The organism is Streptomyces sp. NPDC060035, assembly GCF_042736635.1.
In the GTDB taxonomy this organism is placed as follows: domain Bacteria; phylum Actinomycetota; class Actinomycetes; order Streptomycetales; family Streptomycetaceae; genus Streptomyces.
This window is the reverse complement of sequence record NZ_JBHWVO010000007.1, coordinates 136,337-162,521: the sequence shown is the minus strand read 5'-3', so window position 1 is coordinate 162,521 and position 26,185 is coordinate 136,337. Positions and strand designations below refer to the sequence as shown.

General features: G+C 70.2%; 23 protein-coding genes and 1 tRNA gene. 8 read left to right on the top strand and 16 right to left on the bottom strand.

Going from position 1 to position 26,185, the window contains the following annotated elements; translation table 11 throughout:
* The first annotated feature begins 256 nt into the window (after positions 1-256).
* Positions 257-1,030, top strand: coding sequence for a LuxR C-terminal-related transcriptional regulator (locus tag ACFWBQ_RS13845; protein WP_385487461.1), 774 nt, complete (start codon positions 257-259; stop codon positions 1,028-1,030).
* Here the strand turns inward: ACFWBQ_RS13845 and ACFWBQ_RS13840 are convergent.
* Positions 989-1,486, bottom strand: coding sequence for a MarR family winged helix-turn-helix transcriptional regulator (locus tag ACFWBQ_RS13840; RefSeq protein ID WP_385487458.1), 498 nt, complete (start codon positions 1,484-1,486; stop codon positions 989-991). The two genes, ACFWBQ_RS13845 and ACFWBQ_RS13840, sit on opposite strands and share 42 nt — an antisense overlap.
* A gap of 88 nt (positions 1,487-1,574) precedes the next feature.
* Here ACFWBQ_RS13840 and ACFWBQ_RS13835 point away from each other — a divergent pair, with 88 nt between their 5' ends.
* On the top strand, positions 1,575-2,372 hold the full coding sequence (locus tag ACFWBQ_RS13835; protein WP_385487456.1) for a trans-aconitate 2-methyltransferase: 798 nt from the start codon (positions 1,575-1,577) through the stop codon (positions 2,370-2,372).
* A 16-nt stretch (positions 2,373-2,388) separates the two neighbouring features.
* Here ACFWBQ_RS13835 and ACFWBQ_RS13830 read toward each other — a convergent pair whose 3' ends face one another.
* From ACFWBQ_RS13830 to ACFWBQ_RS13820, 3 genes are all read right to left on the bottom strand, one after another.
* Positions 2,389-2,991, bottom strand: a complete 603-nt coding sequence (locus tag ACFWBQ_RS13830) for a Uma2 family endonuclease (protein WP_385487763.1) — start codon at positions 2,989-2,991, stop codon at positions 2,389-2,391.
* 99 nt (positions 2,992-3,090) lie between these two features.
* A complete protein-coding gene (locus tag ACFWBQ_RS13825) occupies positions 3,091-3,777 on the bottom strand; it encodes a TetR family transcriptional regulator (protein ID WP_385487454.1) in 687 nt (228 codons plus the stop codon).
* On the bottom strand, positions 3,774-4,760 hold the full coding sequence (locus ACFWBQ_RS13820; RefSeq protein ID WP_385487452.1) for an acyl-CoA desaturase: 987 nt from the start codon (positions 4,758-4,760) through the stop codon (positions 3,774-3,776). The genes ACFWBQ_RS13825 and ACFWBQ_RS13820 overlap by 4 nt, the downstream gene beginning before the upstream one ends.
* A gap of 327 nt (positions 4,761-5,087) precedes the next feature.
* Between ACFWBQ_RS13820 and ppc the strand changes: the two genes are divergently transcribed.
* Positions 5,088-7,817, top strand: a complete 2,730-nt coding sequence (gene ppc / locus ACFWBQ_RS13815) for a phosphoenolpyruvate carboxylase (protein ID WP_385487450.1) — start codon at positions 5,088-5,090, stop codon at positions 7,815-7,817.
* A 27-nt stretch (positions 7,818-7,844) separates the two neighbouring features.
* Here ppc and ACFWBQ_RS13810 read toward each other — a convergent pair whose 3' ends face one another.
* The 7 genes from ACFWBQ_RS13810 to ACFWBQ_RS13780 all read right to left on the bottom strand — a co-directional run bounded on the left by ACFWBQ_RS13810 (position 7,845) and on the right by ACFWBQ_RS13780 (position 13,437).
* Positions 7,845-8,315, bottom strand: coding sequence for a hypothetical protein (locus tag ACFWBQ_RS13810; RefSeq protein WP_385487449.1), 471 nt, complete (start codon positions 8,313-8,315; stop codon positions 7,845-7,847).
* A 75-nt stretch (positions 8,316-8,390) separates the two neighbouring features.
* Complete coding sequence (pth, locus tag ACFWBQ_RS13805) at positions 8,391-8,984, bottom strand: aminoacyl-tRNA hydrolase (protein WP_385487447.1); 594 nt, start codon at positions 8,982-8,984, stop codon at positions 8,391-8,393.
* A 105-nt stretch (positions 8,985-9,089) separates the two neighbouring features.
* Positions 9,090-9,677 (bottom strand): 50S ribosomal protein L25/general stress protein Ctc, encoded by a 588-nt coding sequence (locus ACFWBQ_RS13800; RefSeq protein WP_385487445.1) that lies wholly within the window; start codon positions 9,675-9,677, stop codon positions 9,090-9,092.
* Between the two features lie 188 nt (positions 9,678-9,865).
* A complete protein-coding gene (locus ACFWBQ_RS13795; RefSeq protein ID WP_385487443.1) occupies positions 9,866-10,846 on the bottom strand; it encodes a ribose-phosphate diphosphokinase in 981 nt (326 codons plus the stop codon).
* Positions 10,847-10,964: 118 nt separating this feature from the next.
* Positions 10,965-12,413, bottom strand: a complete 1,449-nt coding sequence (glmU, locus tag ACFWBQ_RS13790; RefSeq protein ID WP_385487441.1) for a bifunctional UDP-N-acetylglucosamine diphosphorylase/glucosamine-1-phosphate N-acetyltransferase GlmU — start codon at positions 12,411-12,413, stop codon at positions 10,965-10,967.
* 102 nt (positions 12,414-12,515) lie between these two features.
* Positions 12,516-12,591: transfer RNA gene (locus ACFWBQ_RS13785), tRNA-Gln, on the bottom strand.
* Between the two features lie 15 nt (positions 12,592-12,606).
* Complete coding sequence (locus ACFWBQ_RS13780; RefSeq protein ID WP_385487439.1) at positions 12,607-13,437, bottom strand: hypothetical protein; 831 nt, start codon at positions 13,435-13,437, stop codon at positions 12,607-12,609.
* A 156-nt stretch (positions 13,438-13,593) separates the two neighbouring features.
* On the opposite strand from ACFWBQ_RS13780, the gene ACFWBQ_RS13775 reads away from it, so the two are divergent.
* Positions 13,594-14,919: a sensor histidine kinase gene (locus ACFWBQ_RS13775; RefSeq protein ID WP_385487437.1), complete on the top strand. Its 1,326-nt coding sequence runs from the start codon at positions 13,594-13,596 to the stop codon at positions 14,917-14,919.
* A 25-nt stretch (positions 14,920-14,944) separates the two neighbouring features.
* On the opposite strand, the gene ACFWBQ_RS13770 is transcribed toward ACFWBQ_RS13775, so the two are convergent.
* Positions 14,945-15,463: an SUKH-3 domain-containing protein gene (locus tag ACFWBQ_RS13770; RefSeq protein WP_385487435.1), complete on the bottom strand. Its 519-nt coding sequence runs from the start codon at positions 15,461-15,463 to the stop codon at positions 14,945-14,947.
* Between the two features lie 10 nt (positions 15,464-15,473).
* Positions 15,474-15,998, bottom strand: a complete 525-nt coding sequence (locus ACFWBQ_RS13765) for a YwqJ-related putative deaminase (RefSeq protein ID WP_385487433.1) — start codon at positions 15,996-15,998, stop codon at positions 15,474-15,476.
* Positions 15,999-16,260: 262 nt separating this feature from the next.
* On the opposite strand from ACFWBQ_RS13765, the gene ACFWBQ_RS13760 reads away from it, so the two are divergent.
* The 3 genes from ACFWBQ_RS13760 (at position 16,261) to ACFWBQ_RS13750 (ending at position 20,824) form a co-directional block, all read left to right on the top strand.
* Positions 16,261-17,238 carry an SMI1/KNR4 family protein gene (locus tag ACFWBQ_RS13760; RefSeq protein ID WP_385487431.1) on the top strand — a complete coding sequence of 326 codons (978 nt, stop codon included), beginning with the start codon at positions 16,261-16,263 and terminating at the stop codon, positions 17,236-17,238.
* 5 nt (positions 17,239-17,243) lie between these two features.
* Positions 17,244-19,739 (top strand): SUKH-4 family immunity protein, encoded by a 2,496-nt coding sequence (locus tag ACFWBQ_RS13755; protein ID WP_385487761.1) that lies wholly within the window; start codon positions 17,244-17,246, stop codon positions 19,737-19,739.
* Positions 19,740-19,930: 191 nt separating this feature from the next.
* Positions 19,931-20,824 carry a cellulose-binding protein gene (locus tag ACFWBQ_RS13750; protein WP_385487429.1) on the top strand — a complete coding sequence of 298 codons (894 nt, stop codon included), beginning with the start codon at positions 19,931-19,933 and terminating at the stop codon, positions 20,822-20,824.
* Here the strand turns inward: ACFWBQ_RS13750 and ACFWBQ_RS13745 are convergent.
* The 3 genes from ACFWBQ_RS13745 to ACFWBQ_RS13735 all read right to left on the bottom strand — a co-directional run bounded on the left by ACFWBQ_RS13745 (position 20,793) and on the right by ACFWBQ_RS13735 (position 25,194).
* Positions 20,793-22,442, bottom strand: coding sequence for a cation acetate symporter (locus ACFWBQ_RS13745; RefSeq protein WP_385487427.1), 1,650 nt, complete (start codon positions 22,440-22,442; stop codon positions 20,793-20,795). The genes ACFWBQ_RS13750 and ACFWBQ_RS13745 overlap by 32 nt on opposite strands.
* On the bottom strand, positions 22,439-22,909 hold the full coding sequence (locus ACFWBQ_RS13740) for a DUF485 domain-containing protein (protein ID WP_385487759.1): 471 nt from the start codon (positions 22,907-22,909) through the stop codon (positions 22,439-22,441). Before ACFWBQ_RS13740 ends, ACFWBQ_RS13745 begins: the two co-directional genes overlap by 4 nt.
* 830 nt (positions 22,910-23,739) lie before the next feature.
* Positions 23,740-25,194, bottom strand: a complete 1,455-nt coding sequence (locus tag ACFWBQ_RS13735) for an NCS2 family permease (RefSeq protein WP_385487425.1) — start codon at positions 25,192-25,194, stop codon at positions 23,740-23,742.
* Between the two features lie 338 nt (positions 25,195-25,532).
* Between ACFWBQ_RS13735 and ACFWBQ_RS13730 the strand changes: the two genes are divergently transcribed.
* Positions 25,533-26,147, top strand: a complete 615-nt coding sequence (locus ACFWBQ_RS13730; protein WP_385487423.1) for an XRE family transcriptional regulator — start codon at positions 25,533-25,535, stop codon at positions 26,145-26,147.
* The last annotated feature ends 38 nt before the right edge of the window (positions 26,148-26,185 follow it).

Below are 26,185 nucleotides of genomic sequence, written 5' to 3'. Positions count from 1 at the left end.
CAGTCAGTTCTGCGAATTGCCTTCCGCCGTCGATCGCCCGCCGTACGCTGATGCACAGCACCGGTGGGGGCCGGTGCTGATTCAGGGGACGAGACAGTCGGATACGACGCCCGGGGCGGGTGGCGGTCGGACACGGCGGCGGCCGTGGAACGGCGGTTCACCTCAGTGTTCCGGGCGTCGTATCCGCCGTGGTCCGTCCCCGCCGGGGGAGGCCGCACAGGGGCACCCCGGGAGCTGACGCAGCATGGGGGTGTCCGTGGCTCGTATCCGCGTTCTGGTGGTCGACGACCACCGCATCTTTGCCGAGTCCCTCGCGGCGGCCCTCGCGGCCGAACCGGACGTCGATGTGTCGGCCGCGGGCAGTGGCCCCGCCGCGCTGCGATGCCTGGAGCGCTCGGCCGCCGAAGGGCGCCGCTACGACGTGATGCTGATCGACGCCGAGCTGGGCATCCTGGCCACGGGCGGGGCCCGAGCCGTGCCCGTACCGGACAGCGGTCCGAACGGGAGCGCTCTGGTGGACGGCATCTCGCTGGTGGCCGGGGTGCGTTCGGGCCAGCCGTCCGTCCGTACGGTGGTGCTCGCCGAGAAGGACGACCCGCGCAGGGCCGCACTGGCGCTGCAGGCGGGGGCGTCGGGGTGGGTCGCCAAGGACTGTTCGCTGCAACGCCTGCTGGCGGTCATACGGGGGGTGCTGCGGGACGAGACACATCTGCCTGCCGCGCTCCTGACCGGTGTCCTGCGGGAGTTGACCACGGCGCGCAAGCACCGCACCGAGAGCGAGCAGCTCGTGGAGTCGCTGACGCCGCGCGAGCGCGAGGTGCTGCGGTGCATGGTGGCGGGTCTGGGCCGTAAGGCCGTCGCGGAACGGCTCTTCCTTTCCCCGCACACGGTGCGTACGCACATGCAGAACGTGCTGGGGAAGCTGGGCGTGCACTCGACGCTGGCTGCCGTGGCCCTGGCCAGGCGGGCCGGGGTGGGTCCGGCCGCGCTATCCGGGGACGTTGTCGAACGGGGCGGTCAACTGGCGTAGCAGGTCTGCCAGTTCGCCCCGCTGCCGACGGGACAGCTCGTGGAGGATGGCCCGCTCCTGGTCGAGCAGGCCGGCCAGCGACTGGTCGGCCTTGTCACGGCCCTCCGCGGTCAGCCGTACGAGGACCCCGCGCCGGTCGCTCGGATCGGGCAGCCGCTCGACGAGGTTCTTCTTGGTCAGCCGGTCGATGCGGTTGGTCATCGTGCCCGAGGTGACCAGGGTCTGGGTGAGGAGCTGGCCGGGGGAGAGCTGATAGGGGGCGCCCGCGCGGCGCAGCGACGTCAGGACGTCGAACTCCCAGGGCTCCAGATGATGCTCGGCGAAGGCGATCCTGCGTGCCCGGTCGAGGTGGCGGGCCAGGCGTGAGACGCGGCTCAGCACCTCGAGTGGTTCCACGTCGAGGTCGGGGCGCTCGCGGCGCCATGCAGCGACCAGTCGGTCGACCTCGTCCTCCATGTCGATCAGTGTAGAGGGTCCCTCGACATGAAGTCTCTTGAATTCAAGTGTCTTGACATCAAGATAATCTCGGGTTGATCCTGGACCCATGACCGCACCCACCTGGGACCCGCAGCAGTACCTGCGCCACGCGGACCACCGCACCCGCCCCTTCCACGACCTCCTGGCCCGCATCGGGCCCCTGCCCCACGAGAACGCCCCCCGGATCGCCGACCTCGGCTGCGGCACCGGCAACGTCACCGCCCTGCTCGCCCGGCGCTGGCCGCAGGCCCACATCACCGGCTACGACAGCTCCCCCCAGATGCTGGAGCGGGCCCACGCCCACGCAGGACCCCGGCTGGACTTCGCCGAGGCCGACGCCACGACCTGGACGCCCGACGAGACGTACGACCTGATCGTCTCCAACGCCCTGCTCCAGTGGGTACCCGGCCACGCCGGCCGCTTCCCCCACTGGCTGGACGCCATCACCCCCGGCGGCACCCTCGCCTTCCAGGTCCCCGGCAACTTCGACGCACCCAGCCACACCCTCATGCGGGAACTGGCGGAATCCCCGGCCTGGCGCGACCGACTCGGCGGCCTGCTGCGCCACGGCGACGCGGTGCTCGACCCGGCCGACTACCTGGAACGCCTGAGCGCACCCGGTCGCACGGTGGACGTCTGGGAGACCACGTACCTGCACCTCCTGGAAGGCGAGGACCCGGTCCTCGACTGGGTGAAGGGCACCGGCCTGCGCCCCGTCCTGACCGCCCTGGCCGACGAACCCGAAGCCCGAGAGGCCTTCGTCGCCGAATACCGCGACCTGCTGCGCACCGCCTATCCGGCGGGCCCGCACGGCACGGTCCTCCCGTTCCGCCGCATCTTCGCCGTCGCCCGCACCGCCGCGTGAACGTCCCTGCCGGGCCTTACAGCGCGGCGAGGGCTTCCGCCGAGATGTCGATGTCGACGGGGAAGGGCACACCCGTCTTGAGGCGGTCGTGATGGATTCCGGTCAGCGCGTACGCCTTCGTCACCGGGTCCAGCTCGTAGACCCGCACCACCGGGTGCTGGTCGGTGCCGGTCATCTCGACCAGCCAGAAGTGCTCGATCCCGGCGGTCGCGTACTTGTGCGGCTTGGTCTCGCGGTCGCGCGCCTCGGAGTCGGGGGAGACCACCTCGACCGCGAGGACGACGTCCGTGGCCTGGAAATGCGTCTGCTCAAGACCGGTGGCGGCTGCGGCGCGAACAACGGACACGTCGGGTTCGGGGCCATTGCGCCGGTCCAGTACAACGGTCATCTCACGCTCGACCTTCAGGTCGACCGGAACGCTGCTGCGCAGACCATTCATCAGCAAGTCAATGGTCTTCGAATGGAAACGTCGCTGCGGACTCACAAAGATCAAGCTCCCGTCGAGCAATTCCGTGTGCGGCGGGAGATCGGGCAGCGTGAACAGGTCGTCCACGGTGTATCCGTCCTGCGGGGGCACCGGCCAGCGGGAACTGTGCGCGGTGGTCGGCTCGGCGGTCATGGTTCCTCCCATGGACGGGATTCTGTGCCCTGCCGACCACACTACGGCCGGGAATCCGCAGGCGTCATCACAGCGGGTGATCACGCGACGGCGGGCCGGTCAGCTCTTGCGGTGGCCGATCAGACGCGGCTTCGACTCCAGGTTCTCCAGCCCGTGCCACGCCAGATTCACCAGATGGGCCGCGACCTCCGCCTTCTTCGGCTTGCGGACGTCCAGCCACCACTGGCCGGTCAGCGCCACCATGCCGACCAGCGCCTGCGCGTACAGCGGGGCCAGCTTCGGGTCGAAGCCCCGGGCCTTGAACTCCAGGCCCAGGATGTCCTCGACCTGCGTGGCGATATCACTGATCAGCGACGCGAACGTGCCCGTCGACTGCGCGACCGGGGAGTCGCGGACGAGGATCCGGAAGCCGTCCGTGTACGTCTCGATGTAGTCGAGCAGCGCGAACGCCGCCTGCTCCAGCAGCTCACGCGGATGACCCGCAGTCAGAGCGCCGGTCACCAGATCCAGCAGCTGGCGCATCTCGCGGTCCACCACGACGGCGTACAGGCCTTCCTTGCCGCCGAAGTGCTCGTAGACCACCGGCTTGGAGACCCCGGCACGCGCCGCGATCTCCTCGACGGAGGTGCCCTCGAAGCCCTTGTCGGCGAAAAGGGTGCGCCCGATGTCCAGAAGCTGTTCGCGGCGCTCCTTGCCGGTCATCCGGACCCGCCGGGTCCGGCGGGTGGGGGCAGGCCTGCTCTTGTCGCCGCTGGTGCTTCCGTCGGTCGCCACGTCGTCAATCATGCCGGGTCGGCAGCCACGGGCTTGCGCCGGGACTCGATACGTGAAGCATCGGGCCACCGCACGTCGTGCGCCCAGCCCAGCTTCTCGAACCAGCGGATCAGCCGGGCGCTGGAATCGATCTGGCCCCTCATCACCCCGTGCCGCGCGCTCGTCGGGTCCGCATGGTGCAGGTTGTGCCAGGACTCACCGCACGAAAGCACCGCCAGCCACCACACATTCCCGGACCTGTCACGGGACTTGAAGGGCCGCTTGCCCACCGCGTGGCAGATCGAGTTGATCGACCAGGTCACATGGTGCAGCAGTGCGACCCGGACCAGCGAACCCCAGAAGAACGCCGTGAACGCACCCCACCACGACATCGTCACCAGGCCGCCGACCAGCGGGGGGATCGCCAGGGACACGATGGTGAAGGTGAGGAAGTGGCGCGAGATGGCACGGATCGCGGGGTCACCGACCAGGTCGGGGGCGTACTTGTGCTGCGGCGTCTGCTCCTCGTTGAACATCCAGCCGATGTGGGCCCACCACAGGCCCTTCGCGAGAGCCGGAAGGTTCTCGCCGAACCGCCACGGCGAGTGCGGATCGCCCTCGGCGTCGGAGAACCGGTGGTGCTTGCGGTGGTCGGCCACCCAGCGCACCACCGGGCCCTCCACCGCCATCGAACCCGCGACGGCCAGGGCGATACGGAGCGGACGCTTCGCCTTGAACGAGCCGTGGGTGAAGTAGCGGTGGAAGCCGATGGTGACGCCGTGGCAGCCGAGGTAGTACATCCCGGTCAGCAGACCCAGATCGAGCCAGCTGACTCCGCGGCCCCAGGCCAGCGGAACGGCAGCGACCAGAGCCGCGAACGGCACCACGATGAACAGCAGCAGTGCGATCTGCTCGACCGAACGCTTCTTGTCGCCACCGAGCGTGGCGGGCGGGAGTCCGGAACCTCCGGCCGCCGGCGGCAGGCCGTCGTTGATCACGTCGGGGCTGGTGGGCATGGGGAGTCCCTCGTGAGGTGAGTAAATATGGCGGAATGAGCGGGCTACGCATCCGTAACCTACGGCAACGTAAGTATGACAGTGAAGAGGCCCGCAACACGAGAGCGGCACCACCACGACCCCTGAGGGCCGGGGCTCACACCCTTCGCATACCCCGGATCCGGTCCGCCTCCCAGGGCAACGAGCACGCCGATCCCCCGGACACCTATCCTGGGAGGGTCGGACAGCGCGGTCCGCACTCTGCTTTCCCGGGGGTGACGTCAGCACCGCGACAGCCCCGGACCCCCTGTGACAGAAGTGCTCAACCACTGCAAGGAGCCGCACACTGTGAGCAGTGCCGACCAGACCCCTGCCGCCAGCCCCGAACTCCGGGCCGACATCCGCCGCCTCGGTGACCTGCTGGGCGAGACCCTCGTACGACAGGAGGGCCAGGACCTCCTCGACCTCGTCGAACGCGTCCGCGCCCTGACCCGCACCGACGGCGAAGCAGCGGCCCAGCTCCTCGGCGACACGGACCTGGAGACCGCCGCACAGCTCGTGCGCGCCTTCTCCACGTACTTCCACCTCGCCAACGTCACCGAGCAGGTCCACCGCGCCCACGAGATGCGCGACCGCCGGGCCGCCGAGGGCGGGCTCCTCGCCCGTACCGCCGACCGGCTCAAGGACGCGGACCCCGAACACCTGCGCGAGACCGTCAAGAACCTGAACGTACGGCCCGTCTTCACCGCGCACCCCACCGAGGCCGCCCGGCGCTCCGTACTGAACAAGCTCCGCCGCATCGCCGCACTCCTCGAAACCCCCGTCATCGAGGCCGACCGGCGCCGCCAGGACATCCGGCTCGCCGAGAACATCGACCTCATCTGGCAGACCGACGAGCTGCGCGTGGTCCGCCCGGAGCCCGCCGACGAGGCGCGCAACGCCATCTACTACCTCGACGAACTCCACGCCAACGCCGTGGGCGACGTCCTGGAGGACCTGGCCGCCGAACTGGAGCGCGTCGGCGTCGAACTGCCCGCCGGCACCCGCCCCCTCACCTTCGGCACCTGGATCGGCGGCGACCGCGACGGCAACCCCAACGTGACGCCCGCCGTCACCTGGGAGGTGCTGATCCTCCAGCACGAGCACGGCATCACCGATGCCCTCGAACTCGTCGACCAGCTGCGCGGACTGCTCTCCAACTCCATCCGCTACACCGGAGCCACCGACGAGCTCCTCGCCTCCCTCCAGGCCGACCTGAAGGCGCTCCCCGAGATCAGCCCGCGCTACAAGCGGCTGAACGCGGAAGAGCCCTACCGGCTCAAGGCCACGTGCATCCGGCAGAAGCTCGTCAACACCCGCGAGCGCCTCGCCTCCGGCACCCCGCACCGCCCCGGCTGCGACTACCTCGGCACCGCCGAGCTCATCGCCGACCTGGCCCTCATCCAGACCTCGCTGCGCAAGCACAAGGGCGGCATCGTCGCCGACGGCCGCATGGACCGCACCATCCGCACGCTCTCCGCGTTCGGCCTGCAGCTCGCCACCATGGACGTACGCGAACACGCCGACGCCCACCACCACGCGCTCGGCCAGCTCTTCGACCGGCTCGGCGAGGAGTCCTGGCGCTACGCCGACATGCCCCGCGACTACCGGCAGAAGCTCCTCGCCAAGGAACTCCGCTCCCGTCGCCCGCTCGCCCCGACCCCGGCCCCGCTCGACGCCGCCGGCGAGAAGACCCTCGGTGTCTTCCACACCATCAAGGAAGCCTTCGAGCGCTTCGGCCCCGAAGTCATCGAGTCCTACATCATCTCGATGTGCCAGGGTGCCGACGACGTCTTCGCCGCTGCCGTCCTCGCCCGCGAGGCCGGACTCCTCGACCTGCACGGCGGCTGGGCCAAGATCGGCATCGTCCCGCTCCTGGAGACCACCGACGAGCTGCGCGCCGCCGACGTCATCCTCGACGAGATGCTCGCCGACCCCTCCTACCGCCTCCTCGTCTCCCTCCGCGGTGACGTCCAGGAGGTCATGCTCGGCTACTCCGACTCCTCCAAGTTCGGCGGCATCACCACCTCCCAGTGGGAGATCCACCGCGCCCAGCGGCGTCTTCGCGACGTAGCCCACCGCTACGGCGTGCGCCTGCGCCTCTTCCACGGCCGCGGCGGCACCGTTGGCCGTGGCGGCGGCCCCTCGCACGACGCGATCCTCGCGCAGCCCTGGGGCACCCTGGAGGGCGAGATCAAGGTCACCGAACAGGGCGAGGTCATCTCCGACAAGTACCTCATCCCGGCACTCGCCCGGGAGAACCTGGAGCTGACCGTCGCGGCCACCCTCCAGGCCTCCGCGCTGCACACGGCGCCCCGCCAGTCCGACGAGGCACTGGCCCGCTGGGACGCGGCCATGGACACCGTCTCCGACGCCGCCCACGCGGCCTACCGCAAGCTGGTCGAGGACCCCGACCTGCCGACCTACTTCCTCGCCTCCACCCCGGTGGACCAGCTCGCCGACCTGCACCTGGGCTCGCGGCCCTCCCGCCGCCCCGGCTCGGGCGTCTCGCTCGACGGCCTGCGCGCCATCCCGTGGGTCTTCGGCTGGACCCAGTCGCGGCAGATCGTGCCCGGCTGGTTCGGCGTCGGCTCCGGCCTCAAGGCCCTGCGCGAAGCCGGCCTCGGCACCGTCCTCGAAGAAATGCACGAGCAGTGGCACTTCTTCCAGAACTTCATCTCCAACGTCGAGATGACCCTGGCCAAGACCGACCTGCGCATCGCCCGGCACTACGTCGACACCCTCGTCCCCGACGAGCTCAAGCACGTCTTCGACGACATCGAGACCGAGCACGAGCTCACCGTGCAGGAAGTCCTCAAGGTCACCGGCTGCAAGGAACTCCTCGGCACCAGCCCGGTGCTCCAGCAGACCTTCGCCATCCGCGACGCCTACCTGGACCCGATCTCCTACCTCCAGGTATCGCTCCTCGCCCGCCAGCGCCAGGCAGCGGCACGCGGCGACGAGGCCGACCCGCTGCTCGCCCGGGCCCTGCTGCTCACCGTGAACGGTGTCGCCGCGGGCCTGCGCAACACCGGCTGAGTCACGCGCGTGCGGGTGCGGCCCTGTTCAGAGAGCGATGAACGTCGCCACGAGCAGGGCCGCACCCGCGATCCCGGTGCCCCACGCGGTCCGGGTCAGCCGCATTCCGCCGCCGATCACCAGGGCGGCCAGTACCAGCGCCCCGCCCAGCGGCACCCACGCATGCAGGAAGCCCGGCGTTCCGGTGCGTACGACGTCACCGGTGCCGGGCTTCACCACGACGGGGAAACGGGCACCCTTCTTCACCGCGACGGACCTCTCGATCGTCACGCCGGGACGCTTCCCGGACTCCGCGTCCGGTGTGAACGACCCCGTACACACGTCCTCGCCGCACCCCGTGACCGTCATCGTGCCGTGTTCACGGCCCTTGGCCAGGACGATGTGGTGCGCGGTGTTCCACGACGTCCACGCGCCCGCGACGAGCACGAGCAGGACAAGGCAGCCCGCGGCGAACATGCGGCCGTGGGCCAGCAGCCGGTGGGAGGAGCTCCGCTTCATGGAGGCCGATCTTTGGGCAGAGCGATGCCCTCGGTCAACCTGTGGCCGAAAATACCCCTGGAACCAGCAGGAATGTCAGGAGTTGTACGTGGACTGCGCCCGCTCGAGCCCGTCCGCCAGCAGCGACTCCACCGAGTCCGCCGCCCGGTCCACGAGGTAGGAGAGCTCCTTGCGCTCCGTGGACGAGAAATCCTTCAGCACGAAGTCCGCGACCTGCATCCGCCCCGGCGGCCGGCCGATCCCGAACCGCACCCGGTGGTAATCCGGGCCCATCGCCTTCGTCATCGACTTCAGCCCGTTGTGCCCGTTGTCGCCGCCACCCAGCTTCAGCCGCAGCATCCCGTAGTCGATGTCCAGCTCGTCATGGACCGCCACGATGTGGTCCGTGGGCACCTTGTAGAAGTCGCGCAGCGCGGTGACAGGACCGCCGGAGAGATTCATGTACGACATCGGCTTCGCCAGGACGACACGGCGGCTCGCAGGACCGGGCGGACCGATCCGGCCCTCCAGAACGTGCGCCTGGGCCTTCTGCGCCCGCTTGAACTTCCCGCCGATGCGCTCGGCCAGCAGGTCGGCGACCATGAACCCGACATTGTGCCGGTTCGCCTCGTACTCGGGGCCGGGGTTGCCGAGGCCCACGATCAGCCAGGGGTCGGTGGCGTCGGACATCGCGCTGGGTCTCCTCGCGTACGGACGGGTGGGATACAGGGAAACGGGGCGGCGGATCCCCGGAAGGGAACCGCCACCCCGTCAGTCAAGCAGGTGGAGCGAGGCTCAGGCCTCGGTGCTCTCGGTAGCGGCGCCCTCGGCGGCCGGCTCCTCGGCCTGCGCGGCGACGACCTGGAGGACGACGGCGTCCCCGTCACCCGCGAGCACGGAGCCCTTGGGCAGCGGGATGTCCTTGGCGAGGATCGAGTCACCGGCGTCGAGGCCCGCGATGGAGACCGTGACCGACTCGGGGATGTGCGTGGCCTCGGCCTCGACGAGCAGGGTGTTCTGCACGTACTCGAGAAGGTTGCCGCCCGGGGCCAGCTCGCCCTCGACGTGCACCGCGATCTCGACCTCGACCTTCTCGCCGCGCTTCACGGTGAGGAGGTCGACGTGCTCGATGTTGCCCTTGATGGCGTTGCGCTGGACGGCCTTCGGGATGACCAGGGCGTCCTTGCCCTCGATCTCGAGACCGATCAGGACGTTGGCGGTGCGGAGCGCGAGCTGCAGCTCGTGACCCGGCAGCGTGATGTGGACGGGCTCCGCGCCGTGGCCGTAGACGACCGCGGGGACCAGGTTGGCACGACGGGTACGGCGGGCAGCGCCCTTGCCGAACTCGGTACGGGCCTCGGCGGCGAGCTTGATCTCGGCCATGATGCACTCCTCGTAAGGTGACGAAAGTCGGACGGTCACCCGGCCCACGACAGGCCTGCTACGAAGAGCGCGTCGATAACGGACCGGCGGCTCCCATGAGAACTCATGAGAACGGCCTCCCTCGCCGAGCAACTCGCTGAGTCTACCCGGCGGGGAGGCCGCATCCCAAAGTGGATCACTCGCAGGCGTCAGTCGCCCTGCTCCTCGAAGAGGCTCGTCACCGAACCGTCCTCGAACACCTCTCGCACCGCACGCGCGATGGTCGGGGCGATCGAGAGCACCGTGATCTTGTCGATCTCCAGCTCACCCGGGGTCGGCAGGGTGTCCGTGAAGACGAACTCACTGACCTTGGAGTTCTTCAGGCGATCCGCGGCGGGGCCCGAGAGGACGCCGTGCGTCGCCGTCACTATGACGTCCTCGGCGCCGTGCGCGAACAGGGCGTCCGCAGCGGCGCAGATGGTGCCACCCGTGTCGATCATGTCGTCGACCAGGACACAGACCCGGCCCTCGACGTTGCCCACGACCTCGTGGACGCTGACCTGGTTGGGGACGTCCTTGTCGCGGCGCTTGTGCACGATCGCCAGCGGGGCGTCCAGGCGGTCGCACCAGCGGTCGGCGACGCGCACCCGGCCGGCGTCCGGGGAGACGATCGTCAGCTTCGAACGGTCGACCTTCGCGCCGACGTAGTCGGCGAGGATCGGCAGGGCGAACAGGTGATCGACCGGACCGTCGAAGAAGCCCTGGATCTGGTCCGTGTGCAGATCGACGGTGAGGATGCGGTCCGCACCCGCCGTCTTCATCAGGTCCGCGATCAGACGGGCCGAGATCGGCTCGCGGCCACGGTGCTTCTTGTCCTGACGGGCGTAGCCGTAGAAGGGCACGATCACCGTGATCGAACGGGCGGACGCGCGCTTCAGCGCGTCCAGCATGATCAGCTGCTCCATGATCCACTTGTTGATCGGAGCCGTGTGGCTCTGGATCAGGAAGCAGTCGGCGCCGCGGGCGGACTCCTGGAAACGTACGTAGATCTCACCGTTGGCGAAATCGAAGGCCTTCGTCGGCACGAGGCCGACACCCAACTGGTGCGCAACCTCCTCGGCCAGCTCGGGGTGGGCGCGGCCGGAGAAGAACATCAGTTTCTTCTCGCCGGTCGTCTTGATCCCGGTCACAGCACAGTCTCCTCAGACGTGTTTCTGGCGCTGCACGCATGTGTCCGATGTGCAACGAGCCAGCCGAAATGGGTGAGCATCTATCACGGTACGCCGAGTCAGGCGCGCCTGTTTCCGGTCAGCTTTCGCTGCCGGTCTCCTGGGTGGCGGCCTGAGCGGCCTGCGCCGCGGCACTGCCGGGACGCTTCCGGGCCACCCAGCCCTCGATATTCCGCTGCTGGCCCCGTGCGACGGCCAGCGAACCGGCGGGCACGTCCTTGGTGATGACCGAACCGGCCGCGGTGTAGACGCCGTCCCCGACCGTGACAGGCGCCACAAACATATTGTCCGCACCGGTCCGGCAGTGCGACCCGATCGTCGAGTGGTGCTTGGCCACACCGTCGTAGTTCACGAAGACGCTCGCCGCACCGATGTTGGTGTGGTCGCCGATCGTCGCGTCGCCGACGTAGCTGAGGTGCGGCACCTTGGTGCCCTCGCCGATCGTGGTGTTCTTGAGCTCCACGTACGCACCGGCCTTGGACTTCGGACCCATCCGCGTCCCGGGCCGCAGATACGCGAACGGGCCGACGGTCGCCCCGGGGCCCACCTCGGCCCCGTCGGCGACGGTGTTGTCCACGCGGGCGCCCGCGTGGACGACGGTGTCCTTCAGCCGGGAGTTCGGACCGACCTCGGCGTCCTCCGCGAGGTGCGTCGTGCCCAGCAGCTGGGTTCCCGGGTACACGACCGCGTCACGCTCGTACGTGACCGTCGCGTCGATCAGGGTCGACGCCGGCTCCACGATCGTCACACCGGCCAGCATGGCGCGCTCCAGGAGCCGCTCGTTGAGCAGCCGCCGGGCCTCGGCCAGCTGGAGCCGGTTGTTGATGCCGAGGATCTCCCGGTGGTCACCCGCGACGGAGGCTCCCACCCGGTGACCGGCCGCGCGGAGGATCGACAGGACGTCGGTGAGGTACTCCTCGCCCTGGCTGTTGTCGGTGCGGACCTTGCCGAGCGCGTCGCTGAGCAGCCGCCCGTCGAACGCGAAGACGCCGGAGTTGATCTCCCGGATCGCACGCTGGTCCTCGGAGGCGTCCTTGTGCTCGACGATCTCGATGACCGCGCCGGTGGCCGCGTCGCGGACGATCCGGCCGTAGCCGGTGGAGTCCGGGACCTCGGCGGTCAGCACGGTGACGGCGTTGGCGTCGGCGGCGTGCGTGGCGGCGAGCGCGGAGAGGGTCTCGCCGGACAGCAGCGGGGTGTCGCCGCAGACGACGATCACGGTGCCGTCGACGGTGCCGCCGAGCTCCTCGAGCGCCATCCGCACGGCGTGCCCGGTGCCGTTCTGCTCGGCCTGGTAGGCGGTGCGTACGGGGGTGTCCCCGGCGGTGAGATGCGCGGTGACCTGCTCGCTCGCATGGCCGACGACCACGACGAGGTGCTGGGGGTCGAGCTCACGGGAGGCGGCGACGACATGTCCGACGAGCGAGCGCCCGGAGATCTCGTGCAGGACCTTGGGGGTCTTCGACTTCATGCGGGTGCCCTCACCCGCTGCGAGGACGACTACGGCTGCCGGGCTGTTGGCGCTCACGGATGTGCCCTTCGGCTTCGGGTGGTGGACACCCGCAGGATACCGGGGGTGTTTCCGCACGAAACGAGCGCGGGCCCCGACCGTGAGGTCGGGGCCCGCGTGTGGCTCCGCCGCTAGGACTCGAACCTAGACCGAACATCTCCAAAGGATGCCGTGCTACCGATTACACTACGGCGGATCATCGCGTCAGATCTTACCTGAGCCTGAGTTTGGCTTGGCTGGAGATGCCGCACCACCACTCCTCAATGCGACGATACAGATCGGCGCCTCGCGAGACCCGAACAACAAGGCAGCCCCGGTAGTTGTCGCCGACATTCTTTCGCACAGTCTTCGGGTTGTGCTTCTTCAGTGTCGTCTTCTGCAGTGCAGGGGTGTCGATCCGGACAAGTTCGGTCCAGTAGCGTTCGGCAGCCTCCACGTCGGCGGACTCGTGGATCATCACTCGGTAGCGCAGGTGCTCTCGCTCGACGCCGAGCAGATCGAGCCAGGCCAGATGGACCACGATCACATCTGGGTCGCTGTTGATGAATGTGACTGTCTCCCGTCGGCTGTACGACTTGTCCTTGCACCCCTCCGCCCAGTACAGGGCGACGCCGGCGAAGAACAGTTCCCGGTCTGTCATGGTGCCGATGTCGGCCTTCGCGGCCGCCTTGGTCTGTTGCCGCTCGGCGTCCCGCACAGCCAGTTCGTGGTCCCATCGCATCCGCCCTGCGAGCCGCGCCTGTTCGATGGCTGTGCGACTCCGGACGGGCTTCGGCAGGTCCCGTACCCACAGCGAGATCGAACCCTTCGAGCACCCCAGCTCCACCTGGATCGCGTCGTACGTCATTCCCTGAAGCCGTAGCTCCCGGGCCTTCGCCCGCAGGTCGTCCTTGGCGTTCGGGCGCTTCGTCCACTCCGGTGCCGGTTCGCCCTCCAGGAGGCGGTTCAGGATGTCGTTGTTGTCGACGCGCAGCCGGTCGCGGATCTGGCGGCGGTCCCGGAGCTCCTCGAAGTTCTCGTACTTGCCGCTGGCATGTGTCATACGAAAACGATCGTCCGGAATGCGGACGTTCGGCCCGGAACGATGAGCGGTTCACCGGATCGTGGGATCTGCGCACCGTTCGCCGCCCGGCCGGTGACGTCGTGTGCTGGCGGAGTCACCCGAAAATGGGATGCGTCCGCCCGTAGTCTGGATGCCATGACCGCAACGGGGGCAGACCTGGAAGCGGCGGGTTCGACCACCCGCAGCTACTGGTGGTGGGAACGGCGGCGCAGTGTCGCCCTGGATGTAGGACTGGCGCTGGTTTCGGCGCTGGAGTGTGCGCTGGAGGGGGTGGAGTTCGCCGGGGACACCGGGATGCCGGTGCCCATCGGGGTGCTCTTCGGGCTGCTGGCCGGGTCCGTGCTGGTGGTGCGCAGGCGCTGGCCGATCGCCGTGGTGCTGGTGTCGATAGCGACGACGCCTGCCGAGATGGGCTTCCTGATGGGGCTGGTCGGCCTGTACACCCTGGCCGCCTCCGACGTACCGCGCAGGATCACCGTCGTCCTCACGGGGATGACGCTCGTCGGCACGTTCGTCGTCACCTATGTACGGCTGCGGCAGAGCGTCAGCGACCATGCCGACTTCGGGCCCGGCGACTGGTACGTACCGCTGCTGTCGCTCTTCATGTCGCTGGGGATGACGGCACCGGCCGTGCTCTTCGGGCTGTACATCGGGGCCAGGCGGCGGCTCATGGAGAGTCTGCGGGAGCGGGCCGACTCGCTGGAGCGGGAACTGTCGCTCCTGGCGGACCGGGCCGAGGAGCGGGCCGAGTGGGCGCGTACCGAGGAGCGGACCAGGATCGCCCGCGAGATGCACGACGTGGTCGCGCACCGGGTCAGCCTGATGGTGGTGCACGCGGCGGCGCTGCAGGCGGTTGCTCCGAAGGATCCGGCGAAGGCCGTGCGCAACGCGGCGCTGGTGGGTGACATGGGCCGGCAGGCGCTGACGGAGCTCCGGGAGATGCTGGGGGTCCTGCGCAGCGGGGACGCGTTCATCGCCCCGCCGGAGGGGCGGGTGCCGCTCGCGTCGGTGGGGCTGGCCGCGGCTGCGGCTGCTGCGGCGGCTGTGGAGGACGGGCCCCGGCTGCGGGAGGTGGAGGTGCTCATCGCGCAGTCCCGCGAGGCCGGTATGACGGTGGAGCTGTCGGTGGACGGGGAGCTGCGCCTGTACGCCCCGGAGGTCGAGCAGACGGCGTACCGGGTGGTGCAGGAGGCGCTGACGAATGTGCACAAGCACGCGGCGGGCGCGAAGACCTGGGTGCGGCTGGCGCATCGTGGCGCGGAGGTCGCGATGCAGGTGGAGAACGGTCCGACGGACGGTGCCACGGCGGATGCGGGCCTGCCGAGCGGCGGTAACGGCCTGATCGGGATGCGGGAGCGGGTGCTGGGTCTGGGCGGTGTCTTCGTCTCGGGTCCGACGGACGCGGGTGGCTTCCGGGTCTCCGCGGTCCTGCCGGACGCTTCCGGCCCGTCCGGCGTGTGAGGACGGCGGGGGCGGGCCCGGGTGGTCAGCCCGAGGTGAGCCGCTCCGGCTGCACTCCGCCGACCAGTGTCGCCAGGGCCCCGTCGATGTCGGATCCGAGGTACCAGTCGCCGGTGTGGTCGATGGAGTAGACCCGGCCGTCGCTGTCGATCGCGAGGACCGCCTGGCCGTCGCCCTCCTCGCCGAGCGGGGCGACTTCCGTCCCCAGCGCGCGCCCCAGATCGCCGAGTGTCCGTGCCAGGTGCAGTCCGCTCAGGGGGTCGATGCGTACTGCGGCGGGTGCGATCTGCCGACCGGGTGCGGACGCGGTGATGCGCAGTCCGCCGAACTCGGCCCATGCCTCGACCGCGGCCGGGAAGACCGCGTGCTGGTGGCCGGCGGGCGAGGCGTGGGAGCGCAGGGCGTCGGCCCACTCCTCGGCCTGCCGGATGTCCCAGCGTCCCGGTTGCCACCCGGCCTCGCGCAGTGCGGCGTCGACGGCGACGGTGAAGCGGGTGGTGGCGCTGCGGTCCTGCTGGGCGGGGAGTTCGGTTCGGTCGTGCATCTGTTCGCGGTCAGCCCTTCTCGGCGGTGGTCGCCGCACCGGAGGCGGTGAGGTCGACGGGGCGTACGCCGAAGTGGGCGAGCATCGCCGTACAGGAGCGGCAGGGCGGCGCGTAGCTGCCGTGCAGCGGGTCGCCGTCCTCGCGGATACGGCGGGCGGTGAGGCGGGCGTGCTTGAGTACGCGGCGCGCTTCGCCGCTGGTCAGGGCTTTGCGCTGGGCGCGTTTGGAGCGGCCGGTGTCGGCTGCGGTGAGTTGCCGGGACAGCAGTATCGCTTCGGGGCAGCGTCCGGTGAAGCGTTCGCGCTGGCCGCTGGTGAGGGTGTCGAGGAAGTCCTGCACGAGTGGGTGGAGCACGGGCGGCTGGTCGCCCTTGCCGGCCGTGCAGGTCAGTGTCTCCCCGCGTACGGACAACGCTGCGGCCACGGCCGGCAGGATGCCGTCGCGGCGGTGCAGGAGATGGGGTGCGGTGCTGGCTCCGGTGGTGCTCCAGCTGAGTCTCGGATCTCCTGATGTGACTGTCTGTGCAGTGTGCATGGTGCTGGTGTCCCTCCCGCGCCCGCAGCGGCAGCTGCAGATGTGCACGCCCCCGCGTTGCGGGGGACAGCCTGCCAAATGTGCAGGGTGCTGGGGAAGCTGGGGCGGTGAAACGTGTCTGCGTGTCGCGGTTCGGCGGCCCGGCCGTCGCGCGTCCGTCACGCGACAGTGACGTTCGGTGAGGGAAACGGAGGGGCGGGACCCCTTGTTGCGCCACCGCATAGGCTGTGCTGAACACCAGACGCAGCAGGGGGCAACCGCCATGACGACAGGTCGGCTCGGGCAGCAAGCCGCGCCACCGAACGCGGCCTATGCCGGGCAGGTCGTGCACTTCCCGGATCCGGTCCGGGCGTCCCGCCACCCCAGAGGTGTGCGCGTGGACGAGAACGGCCATCCGGAGCTTTCGCCGTACGCGCGCGGCGCCGCGGAGATTGCTGATCCCCCGCCGGGGTTCGGCATCGACGAGCTGCGGCTCACCGACTACGTGTCGGCGAACGCGGCCATGGCGGCGAGCGGTCATGAGCTGTGGGACACCATCCCGGCCGTGGCGACCCCGCACGGCTGGACGTGGCATCACGTGTCCGGTGGCCGGCGCATGGAGCTCGTCCCGGTCGAGGTGAAGGCGCTGCTGCGTCATCACGGCGGCCTGGCGACGACCCAGGTGGACCAGAACCGGCGCGGTACGCGGCCGCTGCAGGAGACGAGGCCCGCCCACTTCCGGTTGCCGAAGGGCGCGGTGGCGGTGAGCGAGCAGCAGATCCTGGGTGTCGAGGAGGATCTCGGTTACCGCCTTCCGGGTCCGTACCGCTCGTTCCTGAAGGCGGCGGGCGGTGCGGCCCCGGTCGGTGCGGCGCTCGATGCGGAGCTCGGACTGCTGGTCGACCAGCCCTTCTTCACGGTGCGTGAAGAGGCGGCCGTGAACGACCTGGTGTACGTCAACAAGTGTCTGCGGGACCACTTCACGAAGGACTATCTGGGCGTCGGTTTCGTCCAGGGCGGCATCATCGCTGTGAAGGTGCGGGGCAGCGACGTGGGATCGGTGTGGTTCTGCGCCTACGACGATGCCAGGGACCAGGACGGCTGGAGCGTGCACGAGCGCGTGGACCGGCTGCTGCTTCCCTGCGGTTCGGACTTCGACGCCTTCCTCCAGCGTCTCGCGGGTAATCCGCCGGAGCTGGAGACCGTGGCGAACCTGATGGTGGACGGTGGCTTCGCGCAGGCCGTCCCGGTGGAGGGGTGAGCGCGGTGGTGACCTTCGCGCAGGCACAGGAGCGGGCGGACGAGTGGGTCAACGGTGACGTGCCCGCGTATCAGCACCGTGAGGTGCGTGTCCGTGAGTTCGAGCTGGGCTTCGTGGTGTGGGCCGAGGACCGGGCGGAGGGCCCTGTTTCGGACGGGGGCCGTCAGCGGCTGGTGATCGCCCGTGACAGCGGTGAGGCCACGCTGTGGCCGGGGTTGCCTGTGGGTGAGGTGATCCGGCGGTACGAGGAGGAGTACGGGGTGTCCGATGCGGTGCCGGTTTCTCCGGAGCCGCCGGCGCGTATCGATCTGAATCAGACGTCGTTCCTTCTGAGTCCGCCGGAGTGGCTCCAGGAGGCGGCGGACAAGCTGGGGATTCCGGACCGGCGTGCGGAGGCTGCCCCGGAGGCGCCGTCCGCAGCGGCTCCGGTTCCCCTCCCCGCTCCCGCTCCCCTTCCCACGCCGGTTCCTTCCGGGCCGGAAGGTTCGGGTGAGGCCGGGTGGCCTGCTGCGGGCGGGCGGCGCGACTACGAGCCCACCTCGTCCGACGGGGTGCCCGCGGGCGGTACGCCGTGGGCGGGCACGGACACGAACGCGGGCTCGGACGACGGTGCGGTGCCGCTGCCGGCGACGGTGTTCGCGCCGCCGCTCTCCGGATCGGACGACGACGGGACGCCGCCGCCGGTCGTATCGGCGGAGGCGCCCACGGCGCTGATGTCCGGGGGCAGTCAGCTGCCCAGGACCGCGGTCGTCCCCGGGCTCAACCCGCAGGCCGGTGCCCCGGGTTCACCTGTGTCCGGGGCTGCCGCCACTCCTGCGGCTCCGGGGCGCGGTGCGGGTGACATCGCGGACGCGGCGACCAGTAAGGCCGTTGTGTCGCCGCGTGGTGGGCGTGGGACCGGTTCGACGACTCCGCCGCCGCCCGGGGCACCCGGTATCCCGGGTGCGCGGCCCGGTGCGACGCCGCCGCCGTCGGGGCCGGGTGCGCCCGGTGCGCCGGCCGGTGGCTACGTACCGACGCAGCTTGTCTCGCAGCTCGGCCCGCCCGGTGCTCCGGGCGCCCCGCAGCCGCCTGGTCCTCCCGGCCCTCCTGGGGCGACGCCGCCTCCGGGTGGTGGGGTGCATCACGCCGCGACGATGTTCGCCGATGCGAGCATCGGCGGCCCGAACGCTCCGCGGCCCCCGGGCCCGCCCGGTGCTCCGGGCGCCCCTGGCGCCCCGCAGCCCCCTGGCCCTCCCGGTCCTCCGGGGGCGATGCCGCCTCCGGGTGGTGGGGTGCATCACGCTGCGACGATGTTCGCCGATGGGAGCATCGGCGGCCCGGGTGCTCCGCAGCCCCCCGCCCCGCCCGGTTCCACGCCGCCCCCCGGCGGCGGGGTCCATCACGCCGCGACCATGATGGCGGGCCCGGGTCAGGTCGGCCCGGGTGCGCCGCAGCCTCCCGGTCCGCCCGGCCCTCCGCCCGGGATGCCGGGTCCGCACACCCCGCCGCCTCCGGCGTACGGCTACCCGCAGCAGCCGTCCGGCCGGCCGACGATCGGCCCCGGCTACCAGGCCGTGCTGCGCTTTCGCGCGCCCGACGGCAGTGAGCAGCAGCTGATCCGCCGGTCGGCGCCCGGTACTCCGCACCCGGAGTGGCAGATGCTGCACGAGCTGCGGGCGATGAACGTGCCGCCGCAGCAGGTCATCGAGCTGCATACGGAGCTGGAGTCGTGTGAGCTGCCCGGTGGTTACTGCGCGCGGATGATCCGGGAGACCTGGCCGCAGGTGCGGATCACGAGCGTTGCCCCGTACGGGACGGACCATGCGAGCCGGCAGCAGGGCATGCAGCATCTGCTCACGCATCAGGGCGAGCTGCACCAGGTCGCCGACGGTCCGGCGCGGCCGGCTCCGGTGCGGGCTCCGCTGCCGCAGATGCCGCCGGCCGGCGCCGTGCCGCCCGAGGCGCTCGCGGAGGAGCTGCTGCAGGCATTCGGCCCGCAGGGTGTGCTTCGTTTCGATCAGCGTGCGGTGTCCCGTCAGGGTGTGCCCGAGGTGGTGGGGCGGACGCTCGTGTGGGCGGGCCTGCCCGCTGATTTCGGGCCGTTCTTCTGGGCGCAGCCGGGGCAGCCGGTGGTGCCGACGCTGGCTGAGCTGGCCGCGCAGCGTCAGGTGCAGCCGGCTTCGGACGCGGGTTCGTACCTGGTGATGGGGTCGGACTTCGGCCGGGCGATCTGTGTGCAGTACGGCACGGCGAACATCGTGGCCGTGCCGGTCGAGCCGGGTCCGGGTGGGCAGTCGATCCCGCCGCAGTTCGTGAACACCGGGCTGCCGGAGTTCGTGCGCTCGATGGCGTTGCTGGGCCGGATGTGGCGGCTGCGGTTCGGGCTGAATCCGGAGCAGGCGGGCCGTTGGACGGTTGATTTCCAGGCGCAGTTGGTGGCTCTGGACCCGGCGGCGCTCGCGTCGCCGGAGAGCTGGTGGTCGGTTCTGCTGGAGCAGATGTGGGACGGACTGCTCTGACCTGACCCGTTGTGTGCCGGACGCCCGGACCCCTGATGGGGCCGGGCGTCCTGTGCGTGCGGGAGCTGTGATGCCTGTCGCTTCCGTCCGGAAAGGGAGTGGCCGATTCCGACTTCCGGCAGCAATTGCCGCATCCTTGACGTATTGCTTGGTGGTCGGGGAATCGGAGAGCGGGAAAGAGGGCGTCAGGGATGAGTGGTGGACCGGTGTCCGCGTACGACTTCGTCGGTGTACGGGGACGTGGTTACCGTCCGGAGCAGGTGGACCGCACCGTGGCCGCTCTGTCGGCGGAGCGGGACGGGGTGCTGGAACGGCTCTCCCGGCTGACGGACCTGGCCGAGGAGCTGACGGCCGAGTCGGTGCGGCTGGGCGAGGAGGTGGCCTCGCTCGCGCCGCAGACGTATGTCTCGCTGGGGGAGCGGCCCCAGCAGATCCTGGTCCTCGCGGAGGCCGAGGCCGAGGCGTCCCGTGGGGCGGCGCTGGAGGAGGCGCAGGAGCTGCGGGACGCGGCTGATGCGGCGGGCCGGGCGGTTCGTGGGGCGGCGCGTGCGGACGCCGGGAGTGTGCGGGCGGCCGCGGAGGCCCGGGCGGAGGAGGTGCTGGCCGCGGCGCGGGGCACGGCCGGGGGTCTCGTCGAGGAGGCGCGCGCGGAGGCCGGTGGGGTGCGTGGTGTCGCCGCGGAGGAGATGGCGGAGACCCGTCGTCGTACGACCGGTGTGCTCGCCCATCAGGAGCAGGAGCATGCCGAGCGGGGGAAGGCCGCCGAGGACGGGATCGCGGCCGCCGAGGCAGCTGCCCTGGCGCGTGAGGAGGAGCTGACAGCGCGGGGCGAGGCGCTGCTCGCGACGGCGCGGCGGGAGCTCTCCGAGACGGAAGAGGCTGCCAGGCACGGTCAGGAGGACGCCGATGCCCGGGCCGCGGAGTTGCTTTCCGCGGCCGGGGCGGCCCGGGAGCGTGTGGTCAGGGAGACGGAGCGGGTTCGGCGTGAGCACGAGGAGGGCTGCGAGGAGGTGCGGGCGCACATGACGCACGTACGTAATTCGCTGGCCGCGCTCACCGGGCGTACGGATCCTGCGGAGAGCTGAGCGGGCGGCCTGCGGGTGGGGCGCCGGCCAGGATCCAGGGTTCGACGGCCTCGTACTGGCGGCGCTGTTCGCTGTCCGTGCCCCGGCCGAGCACGGTCCCCAGCCAGCCGGCCAGGAAGCCGAACGGGATGGAGACGAGTCCGGTCGTGGTGAACGGGAACCAGTTGAAGTCGCGTCCGGGGAACACGGCACCGGGTGATCCGGAGACGAGGTTGGTGCCGGTGATGAGGACGAGGACGCAGGCGGTGCCGCCCAGGAGTGTGCAGAGCAGTCCGGTGCGGGTGAAGCGCCGCCAGAACATGCTGTAGACGAGCGCGGGGGCGATCGCCGATGCGCCGATGCAGAACGAGAGCGTGACGAGTGCCTGGACGTTCCATTGCCGGGCGAGTACGGCGAGGACGACGGCGAGTGCCCCGACTCCGACCGCGGCGGCCTGCGCCGTACCCATCTCGATCCGGCCCGCGACGGGCTCCTTGCCCCGGTCGCGTATGCCGTGCAGTCCGTGGGCGAACAGGTCGTGGGCGAGGGAGTTGGCGCAGGCCAGGATCATTCCGGCGACGGAGGCGAGCAGGGTCAGGAAGATCGCCGTGGTCATGGTGGTGACGACGAGTGCCCCGATCGCGCCACCGCCGGCGACGGCTGCCGCGAGCTGGAGGATCGCGCTGTTGCCCTGCGCGCCGGCTGCGCTGATGCGCTCGTGTCCGACGAGTGCCGCGGCGCCGAAGCCGATGACGGCGAGCAGCAGGCAGAGCCCTACGACGACGCAGACCGCCCAGGACAGGGAGCGGCGGACGGCCTGTGCGCTGCGGACGCTCGTCATCCGCATGGTGATGTGGGGCAGGCATGCGGCGCCGAGGACGACGGTCAGTTCGGAGCTGATCATGTCCAGGTCGCTGCCGCCGAACTGCAGCCCGGAGTGCAGGTAGGCGGCGCCCGCGCCGCTGCCGCTCTCGGCGGCCCGGAGGAGGGCGCCCGTGTCCCAGTCGAAGCGGTTGAGGACGAGTACGGAGACGAGCAGCCCGGCGCCGAGGAGTGCCACGGTCTTGATGATCTGGATGAGGGCGGTGCCCTTCATCCCGCCGATCGCCGCGTAGCAGATCATCACGATGCCGAGGGTGACGATGGAGCCGGTCCGGAAGCCGGAGCTGTCGAAACCGAGGATGAAGGCGAGCAGATTGCCGCTCCCGGCGAGCTGGACGACCATCAGTGGCACCAGGGCGGCGAGGGTGACCGTGCAGGAGGCGATGCGGGCGGCCCGGCCGGGGGCCCGGCGGGTGAGCATGTCGCCCATGGTGAACCGGCCCGCGTTGCGCAGGGGTTCGGCGAGCAGGAACATCAGCAGGACGAGCGAGAGCACGGTGCTGAGGGCGAGGACGAGGCCGTCGTGGCCGGTGAGGGCGATGACGCCGGTGGTGCTGAGGACGGTGGCGGCGGAGAGGTAGTCGCCGGCGATGGCGAAGCCGTTGCGCAGCGGGGAGAGCGAGCGGTAGCCGGTGTAGAACTCGTCGAGGTCGTCGCGGTCCGGGCCGGTCATGACGCAGAGGAGCAGGGTGACGCTGGCGACGGCGATGAATGCCGTCAGGGACATGGTCTGGGCGGACTCGTCGAATCCGTTCATCGGCGTGCTCCGGTCCTGCGGCGTTCGGCCGGCCCGTCGCCTCTGTCGTGGTGGGCGCCCCGGTTGCGCAGTCCGGCGCAGAGCGGGTCGACGGTGCGCCGGGCGGTCCACTCGTAGACGGCGATGGCCACGAGGGTGACGGGGAGCTGGCACAGGCCGAGGAGGAGGCCTGTCGTCAGGCCGCCGTCACCGACGGGGCCGGTCATCAGGCCGGGTGCGTATCCGGAGAGCAGCAGGAACAGCGTGAAGTAGCCGAGTGCGGTCAGCGTCGCGACGCGGCGCAGCACGCGGTAGGCCGTGCGCAGGCGACGCAGATCGCCGTGGTGGCCGGGCGCGGGGAGGGGGGTGGCGGCGGGGGCGGGCCATCGCGGTGGTGGCTGCGGTGACGAATGCTGCCAGGGCAGGAGGTACTCGCCCGGGTACGGGGGTGGCTGCGGGCGCTCTCGCGGTGGCCGGGGAGGGCGCATGCGCGGTGGCGGGTAGGCGGGTTGCGGCGGGAGCGGGGGTTGGCGCCGCGGTGGGTGCGCGGGTTGCTGCGGGTGGTCGTACGACATGTGGGGTGGTGCTCCTTGCATGGCTCGGGTCCGGGGTCGGACTGCAAGGCAGGAGCGCGGGTGCGCTGTTGGGAGCGCGAACGCTACTCGTGGGTAGCGCTGCTGGGGAGGGCTACGCCCGAACTACTTCGGGTAACCGTTCACATGTCTAGTCCTTGCGCCCCGTGGGAGGTGTTCTCGCGCTCGTCGAGGGCCGGGAAGCACCGCGGGGCCACGACGATGAGCACCAGCAGGGCGAGTGCGGCTGCCCCCGCGGCGCCGACGAACAGGTAGTCGGCGGCTGTGCCGACGGCCCGGCGCAGATGCTCCGTCGCGGCGGGGGCAAGGGCGGGGGAGGGGGAGGGCGCGGGATCCTCCAGCGCATGCGAGACCGCGGATCTCCAAGGACTTCGCGGACGCCCAGGCGCTCTCCGGCGGGTACGTCGACGACCTGAAGCAGGCGTCGACGACGAAGGAGGCCGTCCCTGTCCTTCGATGAGCCGCGGGTCATCGACGTGTCGCTGCCGCGCGTCGACCGACGACGATACCGACGCCTTCAACGAGGGCATGGACGGCTTCCAGCGCCGACGTCACTGCGGCAGCGGCCGTATCTGTCCGGACCGGCCGGCGTCACCGAATTCGTGGCATGGGCCCCAAGGCGCAGTTCGGCCTTACCCCCGGGCCCCACGTCGGAGGATGCCCGAAAGGCGGCTCCCCGAGTGCGGTTCACACCCGGGGGACCGCTTCGCCTGCGGCTCTTCGTGCTACTTGATCCCGAGGATCTGTTCCAGCGGGTCGATGGCGAAGTAGACGAGGAAGAGCACCGCGGTGCCCCAGAGCAGCCAGTGGACCTCGCGGGCCTTGCCCAGGCAGGCCTTGATGATGACGTAGGCGATGAAGCCGGCGCCGATGCCGTTGGTGATGGAGTAGGTGAACGGCATGACGACGATGGTGAGGAACGCCGGGACGGCGAGCTCGTAGCGGTCCCAGTCGATGTGCTTGACCTGGGTCATCATCAGGAATCCGACCGCGACGAGTGCGGGCGACGCGGCCTGCATCGGCACGATGGTCAGTATGGGGGTGAAGAAGAGGGCCAGGGCGAACAGGCCGCCGGTGACGAGGTTGGCGAAGCCGGTGCGGGCGCCTTCGCCGACACCCGCGGCGGACTCGATGTAGGTGGTGGCGGACGAGGCGGAGGCGGCGCCACCGGCGACCGCGGCCGCGCCGTCGATGAGCAGGACCCGGCCCAGGCCGGGGACCTGGCCGCGTTCGTCGAGGAGTCCGGCTTCGGCGGTCACACCGACGACGGTGCCCATCGTGTCGAAGAAGTCCGACAGGACGAGGGTGAAGATGAGCAGGACAACCGTCAGGACGCTGATCTGTCCGAACGAGCCGAGCAGGTCGAACTGGCCGAGCAGCCCGAAGTCGGGTGCGGCGACAGGCTTGTCGGGCAGGGAGGGGGCGGTCAGACCCCAGGACTTGATGTCGGCCAACGAGTTGACGATGACGGAGAGGACGGTCATCAGGACGATGCTGATGAGGATGGCGCCCTTGACCTTGCGGGCGAGGAGCACGACCGTCACGATCACGCCGAGACAGAAGACGAGCATGGGCCAGCCGGTGAGGGTGCCGGTGCCGAGCTGAACGGGAACCGTGGTGTTCGCGGCGTCCGGGATGCGGGTGACGAACCCGGCGTCGACGAAGCCGATGAAGGCGATGAACAGGCCGATGCCGACGCTGATGGCTTGTTTGAGGGCCTGTGGAATGGCGTACATGATTGCTTCGCGCAGGCCGGTCGCCACCAGTGCGCAGATCAGCAGGCCCTCAAGAACGATGAGGCCCATCGCGTCGTCCCAGGCCATCAGGGGGGCGACCTGGTAGGCGACGACGGCGTTGATGCCCAGGCCCGCGGCCAGGGCGAGTGGCAGGTTGCCGCCCACGCCCATGATCAGGGTCATCACCGCGGCCACGAGGGCGGTGGCGGTGACCAGCTGAATGGTGTCCAGCTGCTCGCCGAACTTGTCCTTCGCGCCGCCGAGGATGATCGGGTTGAGCACGAGGATGTACGCCATGGTGAAGAAGGTGGCGAAGCCACCGCGTACTTCCCGGCCGTAGGTCGATCCGCGTTCGCTGATGCGGAAGAACCGGTCGAGAGCGCCGCCTGATCTGGTCGGCGGTATACCGGTCGTGTCGGCCGGGCTTGTCTTGCTGGAGTGCATGACGGTGTCTCCTGGGCCTGCAACGGTTGAGGGGAAGAGGCGAGCCGCCGCTGCCGGGTACGGGTGACAGGCAGTTGTGTGAACACGTGTGCGGCGCCTTGCCGTGCGGATCATACGTGTCAGGGTCGAACCATCAAGGGCCTTGGAGCGGGCCGGGTTTGATGGCTTGAACTGATCTGTCTGTTCCTACGGAATCGCCGGTGATCTATTGCGTCAAAGCATGATTCAGGCGACAGCGACCATGGATTTTTCGGTGACGCTCCCGCTACGTTCTGTATGTGCATCCTCCACCCCCTTTCAACGCGCGTGCTGCCCGAGCCCTGCGTGAAAAGCTCGGGATGGCCCACGGCCACGTCGCCTACGGCATGCGGGCCTCCTACGCGACGGCTCACATCACCCCCGATCACATCGCGGCCTGGGAGCGCGGCAGCGCCCTGCCCAACGCGAGTGAACTCGCGGCGCTGGCAGGGGCGTTGTGGTGTCATCCCCGCGAACTCATGGGACGCCCGCACACCTTGCGAGATCACCGCATCGCCCGCGGGATCGCGCCCGAGGACGTCGCCCGCGGTACGGGCCTGCCGCTGGGCGCCTATGTCCATATGGAAGAGACCGGCCAGTGGACCGGGGACAAGCGGCAGTCCGCGAAGCTCGGCAGTCTGCTCGACCTTCCTCCGCGCGACTTCATCGCCATCACCGGGCTCGAGGACGAACTCGCCCGCCTGCTCACCGAAGCCGTCACCACCCGGTGGCAGGCGCACGTTCGCCCCATCGCCAAGCTCATCGCCACGGAGCGCAAGGAACTCCACGAGCCGCTGGACGCCATGTACCACGAGTACCAGGCCCTCATGGCGGCCACGCTCAGCCGGGCCGGTGGCAGTACCGCTTCCGGTGAGGACGGGCGACGCTACGTCGAGGAGATCGTCGACCATTTCTGGGCCCGGCTGCCGGAGTAGCCCGGCCCTCGGCCGCACGGGCCGGCCGGCCGGGTGGG